At 35.2% G+C, this 12,318-nt stretch carries 13 protein-coding genes; 10 read left to right on the top strand and 3 right to left on the bottom strand.

The window, feature by feature from the left end:
• Nucleotides 1–2 precede the first annotated feature (2 nt).
• Nucleotides 3–605, bottom strand: coding sequence for a hypothetical protein (locus M2372_RS20410; protein WP_115973387.1), 603 nt, complete (start codon nucleotides 603–605; stop codon nucleotides 3–5).
• 153 nt (nucleotides 606–758) lie between these two features.
• Between M2372_RS20410 and rpsF the strand changes: the two genes are divergently transcribed.
• The 3 genes from rpsF to rplI all read left to right on the top strand — a co-directional run bounded on the left by rpsF (nucleotide 759) and on the right by rplI (nucleotide 2,049).
• Entirely contained in the window at nucleotides 759–1,100 is a 342-nt protein-coding gene (gene rpsF, locus M2372_RS20415; protein ID WP_103235592.1) for a 30S ribosomal protein S6, read from the top strand.
• A gap of 32 nt (nucleotides 1,101–1,132) precedes the next feature.
• Nucleotides 1,133–1,435, top strand: coding sequence for a 30S ribosomal protein S18 (gene rpsR, locus M2372_RS20420; RefSeq protein ID WP_034706728.1), 303 nt, complete (start codon nucleotides 1,133–1,135; stop codon nucleotides 1,433–1,435).
• A 110-nt stretch (nucleotides 1,436–1,545) separates the two neighbouring features.
• Nucleotides 1,546–2,049: a 50S ribosomal protein L9 gene (gene rplI / locus M2372_RS20425; protein WP_115973386.1), complete on the top strand. Its 504-nt coding sequence runs from the start codon at nucleotides 1,546–1,548 to the stop codon at nucleotides 2,047–2,049.
• A 272-nt stretch (nucleotides 2,050–2,321) separates the two neighbouring features.
• Here the strand turns inward: rplI and M2372_RS20430 are convergent, their stop codons facing one another.
• The gene (locus M2372_RS20430; RefSeq protein ID WP_123318979.1) at nucleotides 2,322–3,125 is read right to left on the bottom strand and encodes an AraC family transcriptional regulator; all 804 of its coding nucleotides are present in this window, start codon (nucleotides 3,123–3,125) and stop codon (nucleotides 2,322–2,324) included.
• Nucleotides 3,126–3,339: 214 nt separating this feature from the next.
• Here M2372_RS20430 and M2372_RS20435 point away from each other — a divergent pair, with 214 nt between their 5' ends.
• The 4 genes from M2372_RS20435 (at nucleotide 3,340) to M2372_RS20450 (ending at nucleotide 9,043) form a co-directional block, all read left to right on the top strand.
• On the top strand, nucleotides 3,340–4,596 hold the full coding sequence (locus tag M2372_RS20435) for a TolC family protein (protein ID WP_123318978.1): 1,257 nt from the start codon (nucleotides 3,340–3,342) through the stop codon (nucleotides 4,594–4,596).
• Between the two features lie 5 nt (nucleotides 4,597–4,601).
• Nucleotides 4,602–5,648: an HlyD family secretion protein gene (locus M2372_RS20440; protein ID WP_123318977.1), complete on the top strand. Its 1,047-nt coding sequence runs from the start codon at nucleotides 4,602–4,604 to the stop codon at nucleotides 5,646–5,648.
• 244 nt (nucleotides 5,649–5,892) lie between these two features.
• The gene (locus M2372_RS20445) at nucleotides 5,893–7,455 is read left to right on the top strand and encodes an MFS transporter (RefSeq protein ID WP_123318976.1); all 1,563 of its coding nucleotides are present in this window, start codon (nucleotides 5,893–5,895) and stop codon (nucleotides 7,453–7,455) included.
• A gap of 226 nt (nucleotides 7,456–7,681) precedes the next feature.
• Nucleotides 7,682–9,043: an aldehyde dehydrogenase gene (locus M2372_RS20450; protein WP_123319109.1), complete on the top strand. Its 1,362-nt coding sequence runs from the start codon at nucleotides 7,682–7,684 to the stop codon at nucleotides 9,041–9,043.
• Between the two features lie 82 nt (nucleotides 9,044–9,125).
• Here the strand turns inward: M2372_RS20450 and M2372_RS20455 are convergent, their stop codons facing one another.
• On the bottom strand, nucleotides 9,126–9,695 hold the full coding sequence (locus M2372_RS20455) for a thioredoxin family protein (RefSeq protein WP_115973381.1): 570 nt from the start codon (nucleotides 9,693–9,695) through the stop codon (nucleotides 9,126–9,128).
• 80 nt (nucleotides 9,696–9,775) lie between these two features.
• Between M2372_RS20455 and M2372_RS20460 the strand changes: the two genes are divergently transcribed.
• The 3 genes from M2372_RS20460 to M2372_RS20470 all read left to right on the top strand — a co-directional run bounded on the left by M2372_RS20460 (nucleotide 9,776) and on the right by M2372_RS20470 (nucleotide 12,312).
• Complete coding sequence (locus M2372_RS20460; RefSeq protein WP_115973380.1) at nucleotides 9,776–10,660, top strand: lysophospholipid acyltransferase family protein; 885 nt, start codon at nucleotides 9,776–9,778, stop codon at nucleotides 10,658–10,660.
• A gap of 6 nt (nucleotides 10,661–10,666) precedes the next feature.
• Nucleotides 10,667–11,650 (top strand): glycosyltransferase family 2 protein, encoded by a 984-nt coding sequence (locus tag M2372_RS20465; protein ID WP_123319108.1) that lies wholly within the window; start codon nucleotides 10,667–10,669, stop codon nucleotides 11,648–11,650.
• Between the two features lie 104 nt (nucleotides 11,651–11,754).
• Complete coding sequence (locus tag M2372_RS20470) at nucleotides 11,755–12,312, top strand: 3'-5' exonuclease (protein WP_115973379.1); 558 nt, start codon at nucleotides 11,755–11,757, stop codon at nucleotides 12,310–12,312.
• Nucleotides 12,313–12,318 lie beyond the last annotated feature (6 nt).

The raw sequence follows: 12,318 nt of genomic DNA on the forward strand, positions 1-12,318 counted from the left end.
TATTACAGGTCTTTTTTAAGCATTATATTTAAATCTTTAAAAGCTTCTGATAGTTCTTCCGCAATTCCATAATTAATAATTCTAATGACCAGCTTATCCAGTTTTTCACTTGATCTTTTCACTTTATAGGTTACAATATTTAAAAATGCATCCCCATTTTTTCTTTTTGATACTTTGTGAAATTCCACTACTTTGCTCAGGTCCCACAAATCTCCTTCATAATAAAGCTTTCCATTTTTATCTACTGAATTTATTCTTATATTATTTCCTTCGAATTCAGCAGCAAGCCTTAACATCCCATTATCCCGGTCTGCCCCAAATACTTTAATTTTATCAGCAATAAAAGTCTTCACTTCATCAACATTATGGTATTTACCCAGAAGATCTTCTTTACCATTACCATAAGTGATTTTGTAAATTTCTGATTTCTTTAAAGAATGAACAGGCCCATCCAGATAATCCAACTCTTTGTAAGTAACATCTGAACCTCCAACTTCAATAATCTTAGCATCAAAAGAGGTCCCATTTTTCTTGGAAATTTTATCCTGTGAATAGCTGATAACTCCCAACAGCAACAACGGCAGCGTATAAATTTTAGTTTTCATGAAATAAAAAATTCTTCCGGCAAAAGTACACAAAATACCATCAATGCTCAAAATTCAGTTATTAACACTCCATTATTTCATAAGTACTCTTGCATATTACAAATATATTATCTAATTTTGCACCTCGAAATAATTAACAAATATTTTAACATTATGAACAATTACGAAACTGTTTTCATTTTAACTCCCGTTCTATCTGAGTCACAGGTAGAGGAAGCAGTGAACAAGTATGTAGATCTTATCAAAGAAAAGAACTGCGAAATCGTTGCTAAAGAAAATTGGGGATTAAAAAAATTAGCTTACCCTATCCAATTGAAAAAGAATGGGTTCTATACTTTAATCGAGTTTAAAGGTGAAGGTACTGTAGTTGCTGATTTAGAATTAGCATTTAAGCGTGACGAGAGAGTAATCCGTTACCTTACTACAAAACTAGACAAGCATGCTATTGAGTACGCTGTAACGAGAAGAACTAAAGTAAAAGCAGCTAAAGCTTAATTATTAACCCTATTTTTTAAAAAAGACAAGACATGGCAATAGATGAAATGGCTAAACAAGCCTCAGCTGGAGGAGAATCAGAAGTAAAATTCCTTACTCCACTTGATATCAATACAAAATCTGAAAAGAAATATTGTAGATTCAAAAAATACGGAATTAAGCACGTTGATTACAAAGATGCTGATTTCTTATTACAGTTTGTAAACGAGCAAGGTAAAATCTTACCAAGAAGATACACTGGAACTTCTTTAAAATACCAAAGAAAAGTTTCTGCTGCTATCAAAAGAGCAAGACACCTTTCTTTACTACCTTACGTAGCTGACTTATTGAAATAAGACAAAAAATAAATAAAAGAAGAGAGCAATCTCTTCTTTTGTTGCTGAATAAATAATTAATTCTAACTTGATTTTAGAGCATTCTAAAATCTAAAAAAAGGACAACAACAATGGATATCATCCTAAAACAAGACGTAGAAAACTTAGGACTTGAGTTTGATACAGTAAGTGTAAAGCCAGGTTATGCAAGAAACTTCTTACTTCCTCAAGGAATTGCACTTTTAGCTACACCTAAAAACAAAGCAGCTCTTGAAGCTACTTTGGAAGCTAGAAAAGAAGAAGAAGCTAAATTAATCGCTGCTGCTAACACTGTAGTAGATCAATTGAAGAAAACTTCTATTACTATTCCTGCAAAAGTAGGTTCTGGTGATAAATTATTCGGATCTATCAACAATGCAGATCTTTCTGCTGCTCTTGCTAAAGCTGGAGTTTCTGTAGAGAAGAAATACATCAAAATTCCAGGGAACACTATTAAGAGAACTGGTAAAGTAACGGCAAACATCAGATTACACAGAAACGTTGAGTACAATTTCGAATTCGATATCGTATCTGACGCTCCAGTTGTAGCTGCACCTGCTGCAAAGAAAGAAGAAGTTAAATCTGAAGAAGCTTAATAAGCCTCTGAGATTTTCTCATCATACAAGACCACTTCATTTATTTGAGGTGGTTTTTTTGTGATTTTATATTAAATAATGCTACTGCCAGCCCCCCCCTTTTTGCTTTGCAAAAAGCCACCCCTTCAGAGAAGGGGAATATAGCTCTATCTAACAAATTTCAGGATAAGATACTGTGCACTTCTATATATGAAGAAAGATCACCTACATATCTCATATTCTCCTCACACGCACCACAACTCTCCCACTCTAAGACTCTCAAAACTCTCAAACTACCTATCTCCTCTCAATTTCTGCTGGTATTCAGTTGGGGCAACTCCAATTACTTTTTTGAAAATATTACTGAAAGAAGACAAACTATTGTACCCTACCATCATGGCAATCTCATACATATTATATTTCCCTTCCAGCATTAACTCTAAAGAACGGGTAATTCTCAAAGCTCTCAGGAAACGGACGTAATTCATACCCAAAATCTCTTTGAATTTTCTGGAAAGGGTTCTTGTTCCCATTCCGAACTCTTTGGCCGTAGATTCAATCGTTAGAGGCTTCTCAAGATTAGCATGAATATATCTTGCAATCTTCAGTAAAGTTTCATCTTTGGGAAAAGGATGCTGTATCGGAAATGCTAAATGTTTATGTTTCTTTTCCTGTAAAACCCCTTTAAGTGCTTTGAGAAAATAATATTTAGAATGGTCATTTTTTGTGATTTTCCCATTCCAGTCTTTAGTATAAAGAATCATCTCCCGAAGTAAGTCATTGACTGAATAAATATTAATTTCATCAAAAAAGCCATTTTCATCTTCTTCTTTTTTAATATAAAAATTATATAAATCCACTTTGGGACTGGTAGAAAAAAGATAATGTGGCGTTCCGGCCGGAATCCACATAAAGCATCTTGCCGGAAGATACCAATGTTTTAAATCTGTAAAAACATGCACAATACCTCCTTCTGCATAGACTAATTGTGCAGAACTGTGATAATGAATATCGGTTGTGATATTTCCGGTAAGCACATGATACACGTAAAATTCGGCATCATCATCCTCTACGGCTTTAAAATGACTGTCATTCATGAAATAAAGATAGGAATAATTTTTAAAATGGCGTAAATGAACAAATCTTTTTCTGGTTTCACAAATCGTGTCTGCTGACCATCGTCGTAAATTTGCAGTATCAAAATCATTTTAGCAAAAATCCTTTAATTAATTTATGAATATGATATTAAACGCATGCCGATATCAGTGCATAGCGTTGTGCTTATTATTGGGCAACCTTTTACACTCACAGATGATAGATTACCAGCACCTTGACCTTCAACAGGCTATAGAAATAGGTTTAAAAAACAACAAAAACATCCGGATAAGCCATTTAAAACAGGAAATGTCCGCTACAAAGGATAAAGATCTGAAAATGGAAAAACTCCCGGATATTGAATTTCATACCAGCTATAATCAGGTCACCAATCTTTTTCAGTATCAGGATGGTGTATTGAATAAACCCACAAAATATGATGCCATCAACGGGATGTATGATTTCACATTATCAGCATCTATTCCAGTCTATATGGGTGGAAAAATAAAGAATACTGAGAAAAAAGCAGCCATTGACACTGAAATTTCAGCTTTAAGAACGCATCTGGATGAAAGAGAGCTCACAATGGAAGTGATTACAGGATTCCTTCAGATTCATCATTTGAAAGAACAGCAAAGTCTTATTAATGACAAAATGAAGGAAGATTCAGTTAACATCAAACAGGTAAAAACCCTTAAAGCTAACGGAGTGGTAACAGTAAACGAAGTGTTAAGAACTTCATTACAGCTTTCTAACCATAAGATGAGCTGGACAGAACTGAATAATGACATACAGATTGCAGAACATAAGCTTAAAACCCTTCTTTCACTGCCTGAGTCTCAGGAAATGCATGTAGATACAGAGGATCTGATCTCAGATAAAGCAGCAATTCCTTATATTGATGAGCTGACCGAGACCGCTTTAAACAAAAATGAATCGGTTGAAATTACCCATAAAAATCTTTCATTAAAGGAACTGGACCAGAAGATCACTAAGGCTGGTTATTTACCCAAAGTGACTGCCGGTGGAGAATATTTTCTGAAGTATCCGAATATGATGTTCTTTCCGCCTGAGCCTTATGCTTACCGTTTAGGAATGATCGGGCTGAACCTTACCTATCCTATCGAAAACCTGTATAAAAACAAATACAAAATGCAGGAAGCCAGAGAAAATATCGACCTTGCCAAGCTTCAGATCGAAGAAAATGAGGAAAAGATAAGACACAATGTGTATGAAGCCTATAAAAAGTTTGAAGAAACTGATCAGAAAGTAAAAATCGCTGAAGAAGCTATTGACCAGGCTAAGGAAAACTACCGTATTGTAAGAACAAAATATGTGAATAAACTAAGTCTTATCACTGAACTTATTGATGCTGACAATACTTATCTGGAAGCAGAATCCAATCTTATCTCCGTAAAAATCAACAGACAATTAAAATACTATCAACTCCAATATACGATTGGAAACTTATAAAAACTATGGCACAGAAACAACTGACACAAAAGGAAAAAAGAATCAACAGGACAATCACTTTACTGGCTTGGATCCTCATTATCAGCGGCGTCACAGGAATGGTAAGCTTCTATCTTTTTTCGAGAAAAAATGTTACTACCAACGATGCACAGATCGAACAGTATATCACACCGGTCTCCAGTAAGGTATCAGGCTTCATCAAGACTATAAAGTTTAATGAAAATCAGTTTGTACGCAAAGGAGACACTTTAATCGTTATTGACAACAGAGAATTCGTTAATCAGGTACATATGGCTGAAGCCAATCTAAATACTACTACTGAAAATATCACAACGATTCAAAGCAGTGTCAGTACAAAGGAAAGTGATACAAAAATCGTTGATGCTAAAATTGCATCTGCAAGAATTGATATATGGAGAACGGAACAGGACTATAAAAGATATAAAAATCTACTGACTGAAGATGCTGCCACAGAACAGGAGTTTGAAAACGTAAAGGCTTCTTACGAACAGTCAAAAGCCAATCTTTTGGCATTGGAACAGCAGAAAAATGCTGTTAGAGCTGGCGCTAATGAACAACAAACAAAAGTAGCTCCTGCTAAGAGCCAGATCCAGCAGAGTTCAGCCAACCTGAATAATGCTAAACTTTTCCTTTCATATACCGTTATTACTGCCCCTTATGATGGCTGGGTGGGAAAAAAGACGATTCAGGAAGGGCAGCTTATTAAAGAAGGACAGGCATTGGTTCAGATGGTAAGTAAAGAAAAATGGATTATTGCCAATTATAAAGAAACCCAGCTTGGCCAGATTGATCAAAACCAGGAAGTCATTATTACGGCAGATGCTTATCCCGATGTTGAATTTAAAGGAAAAATCGTTTCTGTCTCTCCTGCATCAGGATCTCAGTTCTCTCTCGTAAAACCAGATAATGCAACAGGAAACTTTGTGAAAATTGAACAGAGATTTCCAGTAAAAATCATACTTGATCACAGCAAAGACAATGAGAAACTGCTTTCCGGAATGAATGTTCTGGTGAGTGCTAAGAAGATTTAGAGTATTAGAGTACAAAAATATTCGGTTTATTATCATTTCCAAATTAACTCATTTCCAAATCTTCAAATTAATATTATTTTTCTGCGAAAAGGCAAGACCGCAAAATACAGATCTGTTCAATTTTTTCTTTAAACATATTTGTCATTTTACCTTTTACACCCTTTGCTCTTTTGTCTTTTCGCACTTTTATTATACCAAATAGCTGAAAAGCTATTTCATAGACTTTATCAGCTTCTCAACAACTATGCAACACAATACAGTTTATCATAAATGGCTGCCTCAATGGCTGAAATTGCCTCTTCTTATACTGGCATTATTTCCCCACATCATGTTGTTGTCATTGCTACATTCCAATAGTGCCTTCACTTCTTCTTTTATGGATGTAGATTCGGATGACATTCAATATCTGATGATGCTGATGTATGGAACATTTGTAGTCACCCTTTTGGTTTTACAGCGGTTTATGTCTTATTTCAGCGTAAAGTATTATGTACTGCTGATGTCTTCTGTTTCAGTGATTCTTCTGTATATCCTATCTGTCACCAATGATTATCATGTGATTTTGGTGATCCGATTTTTAGAGGGATTCTTTGGATTGCTGGAAGGGGCTATCTTTCTGCCGTTAATCATAGCTGAATTAAAAACAAAACATGCCAAAGTTATTGCCTATCTTTTCATGTATGCGCTTATGCTGACGGGAGGAACAGTGACTACTACCTTACTTAAATCAAGCATTCAGGATTATGATTACCGACATATGATTTTAATGATGGCATATTTCCATGTTTTCGTTTTGATTCTGGGTTTTGTCATTTTTAACAGAAACCGTTTCTTTCCTAAAAAACCATTATATCAAATGGATATTCCAAGTTGGTTTTTGCTTTGGGTTTGCCTTCAGGCCGGAGCCTATGCCATTATCTATGGGAAAAGACTGATGTGGTTTGAATCTGATTCCATCATTATTTGTTTGTGTATATTTCTAATTTCCGGGGGGTTATTTATATTGAAACAGAGGAATTCAAAACGTCCTTTATTTCATTTTGAAGTTTTCAGTTCTAAAAATGTAATTGTAGGAATGATCCTGTTCTTCATTTTTTATCTCATCCGTTCCGGATTAAATAATGTGTACAGTATTATGGCAACCGTATGGAAATGGCCATGGGATTATATTGTCAACATTCAGTACTGGAATGTGGCAGGAACACTTATCGGTGTACTTTTATCAGGAATATGCCTGGTTCGTGGTGTTTCTTCCAGAATCGTCTTTTTTACAGGATTCCTTTTATTGGCAATTGACTGTGCATGGTTTACCTATACCTTTTATCCGGATACTACACTTGCCACCATCTGTCCACCTTTATTCCTGCAGGGAGTGGCACAAGGCCTATTGTTTACTCCTTTGGTATTCTTTCTAATTTCAGGAATGCCGGAGAAATATGTGGCCAATGCCAGTGCAATGGGAACCACTACCCGTTTCTGGGCCACTGCCAGTGGATATGCCTTAATGCAAAACGTAATGCTATTTTTAACGTTAAAGCATTCGGATGTTCTAAGTTTCAATCTTACAGACACCAATCCTGTTTTCTACAGCCAATGGAACCAAATTTTTGGAGCTAACATCTCAAAAATTCCGGTTAATGAATCCCTTTCACTGACTGCAGGAGCTTTTAAAGCAAAAATAACAGCTCAATCTATTCTGCTTTCCAATATGGAGATATTTACAGGCTTATTCTGGCTGGCTTTTATTACAGCTCTCCTTTTGCTTCTTTATCATCCGGTGAAAATAGCAGTAAGGAATATTATGTAAGGAAAAATTCAGGAAGCTGGAGGCAGGAAGAAAGGAAGTTTCTGCAACACTAAAGAATAACTGTAGTTTATTTTAATAGCTAATTCTAATAAAAATAAAGATCATTTCCTAAACGTGTAAAAGTACTCCAACTTCCAGTCTAACCCCTACTTTGGCCAGCTTATTGTTGCTTGTTTTCCGTTACAGTATCACATCAGTACTTACATTCAACAGAAAAAACTTACGTATGGAAATTGAAACCATTTTACAGAGCCAGAGAGACTTTTTCAAAACACAGCAAACGAAAAGTCTTGCCTTCAGAAAAATGTATCTTGAAAAGCTCAGAAGTCTTATCATTTCCAACGAAAATATGTTTTACGAAGCGATTTACAAAGATTTCGGCAAATCTAAATTCGATACCTTCACTACAGAGATTTCCTTTATTCTGAATGATATTGATTATTATCTGAAAAATTTAAAATCGCTTGCCAAACCTCAAAAAGTAAGCACTAATCTGGTGAATCAGCTTGGAAAAAGTAAGATCCATTCTGAACCCTTTGGTAATATTCTGGTAATCGGAGCATGGAATTATCCTTATCAATTATCCCTATCTCCTGTTATTGCCGCTATTGCTGCCGGAAACTGCTGTATTCTGAAACCAAGTGAGATCGCAGAAAATACCATGAAAGCAATGTCCATGATCATCAATGAAAACTTTCCTCCTGAATATTTATATGTATATGAAGGCGGAATTGATGAAACTACAGAACTTCTGAAACTGAAATTTGACAAAATCTTCTTTACAGGAAGTACTAAAGTGGGAAAAATAGTATACAAAGCTGCCGCAGAACATTTAACACCCGTTGTTCTTGAATTGGGCGGAAAATCACCAGCCATTATCACCAAAAATGCCAATCTTGAAATTGCAGCCAAAAGAATTGTCTGGGGGAAATTTCTGAATGCCGGACAGACCTGTGTTGCTCCCGATTATTTATTGGTGGAAGAATCCATACAGGAACAATTTCTGGAAATGTTGAGAAAATACATTCAACAATTCAAATACGGTCCTGATTCAGACCAATATACCATGATCATCAATATAGGAAATTTTCAGCGGTTAATCAATCTTATTGATAAAGAAAAAATATATTTTGGTGGTAATTACGATGAAGAAAAACGATATATAGAACCCACTATTCTTCATCATATAGATGGGAATGATCAGATCATGCAGGAAGAAATTTTCGGGCCTCTCTTACCTGTTATCAGTTTTAAAAACTACAATATGGCTCTGAATTCAGTATTGGAACTGGAAAAGCCTCTGGCTGCTTATCTTTTCACTAATAATACTGAAGAAAAGAAAAACTTTACACAAAGATTGTCTTTCGGAGGCGGATGTATCAATGATGTTGTGATGCATTTAAGCAATGATCATCTACCCTTTGGAGGTGTAGGAAGTTCAGGAATCGGAAATTATCACGGTAAATTTGGTTTTGAGACTTTCTCTCATCAAAAAGCAGTTCTTGAAAAAGCAACATGGGGTGAACCTAATATTAAATATCCACCATATTCTGAAAAGAAATTAAGCTGGATTAAAAGGTTTTTATAATTCTCACAGAGCTTACAGATTAAGCCTATTTATTATACAAAATAAAAAAGGTTGCTTCCAGTAGAAACAACCTTTTGAATTTTTATGCTTTAGGCTTCCAGGTATTGAAGAATTCTTTTACCTTTTCCTTGCTGTATCCTTTTCCTTCTTCGAATACATCACTCTGCTGAACCTTAATCATCTTTCCGTCTTTATCCAAAACAATAAACACCGGATACCCGAATTTTTCACCAGGATTATCGTACTGAGCAAAAACTTTCTCATTTTTATTATCCGGAGAATAATTCAAATGGTAATATAAGTAGTTCTTATCTACGAGCTGTTTCAATTCAGGAGTTTCCTGTACAAAATTATTGAATCGAAGACACCAGATGCACCAGTTCCCACCTGCCTGGATCATAATATTTTTCCCTTCCTTCTTAGCCTGAGCAACCAATTTATTAATATCTGCCTGAGCATCAGCCTTTGGATTATAAGGCTTAGGAAGTTTTGCTTTTTCTTCAGCAGCTTTCTTCTTCGCGTCCAGTTCTTTCTGTTCGGTCGGTACAATAAGAGCCGTTTTTTGCTTTCCTTTATCGGGTAAGTTCTTTACATCCTGTGAAAAAGCAAAAGTGCTTAATCCCAGAAAAGCGATCAATGTCAATTTTTTCATAACATAAAAGTAAAAAAATAATACTTATCTCCCTACAAAAATAGAACCATAATTTTATTATTACTAAATTTGCCTGTTTTATGAGCTTCTTAATTAAAATATTATATTTCATCTCAAAACTTCCGCTTAGAATATTATATATTTTTTCGGACGTTATGTTCTTCCTAAATTATTATCTGGTAGGCTATAGAAAGAAGGTAATTACCCAAAATCTTATCAACTCCTTTCCTGATAAATCTGAAGAGGAGATTCGGGAAATCCGAAAAAAATTCTATCGCAATTTCTCTGATTATCTGGTAGAAACCATCAAATCATTCAGCATCTCTGAAACGGAATCCAGAGTAAGAATGCAACACATTAATCAAGATGTATTTCATGAAGTGCAAAAAGAAGGTAAAAATATCATTCTTCTCGCGGGTCATGTTTTTAACTGGGAATGGATTAATGCTTTGGCAAGAATTGTCCCTCAAAAACACTGTCACCCTGTATACAGAAAGGTGAATAGCAGTTTTTGGGAAAATCAGATGAAAAAAGTCAGGAATAAATTCGGAAATGAGGCTTTGGAAGCAAACGAAGTCATTCTTAATATTTTCAGAAATAAAAATGACGGAAATTCTATCTATATGTTTGTAGCAGACCAGACTCCGCATTTTTCCCATGTTACCTACGGATTAGAATTTATGAATCAGAGAACCCCTGCTTTCATAGGGTATGATAAACTGGCGACCCGAATGGATCTTGCTTTTATTTATTGTGAAATGAAAAAAGTAAAACGTGGGTATTACCAGGTCAATTACTACAGGATCTATCCGGATCAGGAAAAATTCTCTGAACATGAAGTGGTAAGAAAATTCCACAAAATGCTTGAAAATACCTTACATAAGCATCCGGACAATTATCTTTGGTCTCACCGAAAATGGAAATACCAGGATTCTATCAAATTTTTTGATCCTGAAAACAATTAGATGTACATGCAGAAAAAACTGGCGGTTGCCATCTTAAACTGGAATGGGAAAAACTGGCTGGAAAAATTTCTTCCAAGTGTAATTCAGTTTTCTCAAAATGCAGATATTTATGTTATTGACAATCTTTCTACAGATGATTCTATAGCATTTCTCAATACCAATTTTCCAACAGTAAAAATCATTAAAAACGATAAAAATTATGGATTTGCCGGTGGTTATAATACAGGATTAAAGGAAATAACAAATGAATATTATTGTCTTCTCAATTCTGATGTAGAGGTTACTGAAAACTGGATAGAGCCTATATTGACTCTGTTTGAAAAGGATTCTGAAATTTCTGCTATTCAACCTAAGATTTTATCCTACGATAACAAAAAAATTTTTGAATTCGCAGGTGCCGGAGGTGGTTTGATCGATAATCTGGGGTATCCTTACTGCAGAGGACGTGTTTTTGATGATCTTGAAGAAGATAAGGGACAATATGATGATGAAACAGAAATTTTCTGGGCATCAGGATGTTGCTTTTTTATACGTTCCAAAGATTTTTGGGAACAGAAGGGATTTGATGAACGTTTCTTTGCCCATCAGGAGGAAATTGATCTTTGCTGGAGGCTTATTAATTCTGATAAAAAAATCTTTTATACCGGAAAATCTAAGGTATATCACGTAGGAGGTGGAACGTTGAATAAACAGAGCGCTCAGAAAACCTATCTAAATATCAGAAACAACCTGTCTATGATGCTGAAAAACCTGCCATTTCCCAAACTGGTCTGGCTCATTTTTTTCAGGCTGTGTCTGGATGGTGTCGCGGGAATTTATTTTGGATTACAACATGGATTTCCTCACCTTTGGGCAGTTGTAAGAGCACATTTTGGTTTCTACGGGCAGCTTCCCGGAACCTGGAAACTTCGCCAGAAAAATCAGAAACATCAGTTCTATCAGTCGAAATGGCTAATATTTAACCATTTTTTGGGCGGAAATAAAAAATAATAAATACGATAGAAATGCTCTCAGTATTCAGAGTATTTTTAGATCGGAAGGGGTTATCACTTCACCAATATTAAACTTCAAATTTTAAATATCAAATTATCTAAATGGATTTCTGCGCAATAGATTTTGAAACAGCTACTCATGAAAAAAGCTCTGCTTGTGAGATGGGAATCTGTGTGGTGCAGGATTCCAAAATTGTAGAGACCAAAACATGGCTGATAAAACCACCAAGTTTCCCCTACTTCAATAAATTTAATATCGCAGTGCATGGAATCCAGCCTGAAGATGTACAGGATGCTCCTACATTTGATGAGATCTGGCATGAAGCGCAGGAATTGATGTATGGAACACTGATGATTGCCCATAATGCAAGTTTTGATGCATCTGTTTTAAGAGGTTGCTTTCAACATTATGGAATGTTTACTCCTAAATTGAATTATCTGTGCAGTATACAGCTGGCCAAAAAATCATGGAATTACCTTCCAAAATATGGCTTAAAGCCTTTGGCTGAATATCATCAGATTCAGTTTAATCATCATAGGGCAGGTGCTGATGCTGAAGTTTGTGCAAAAATATCCTTATTGGCTTTTGAAAGACTCTTTATCACAAGAAATGAAGAAATAGATGAGTCAATATTGAAAAAATATATCAAAAAACTGTAACTTTAA

This window comes from Chryseobacterium sp. BIGb0232, from assembly GCF_024810195.1.
Lineage (GTDB): Bacteria > Bacteroidota > Bacteroidia > Flavobacteriales > Weeksellaceae > Chryseobacterium > Chryseobacterium pennae.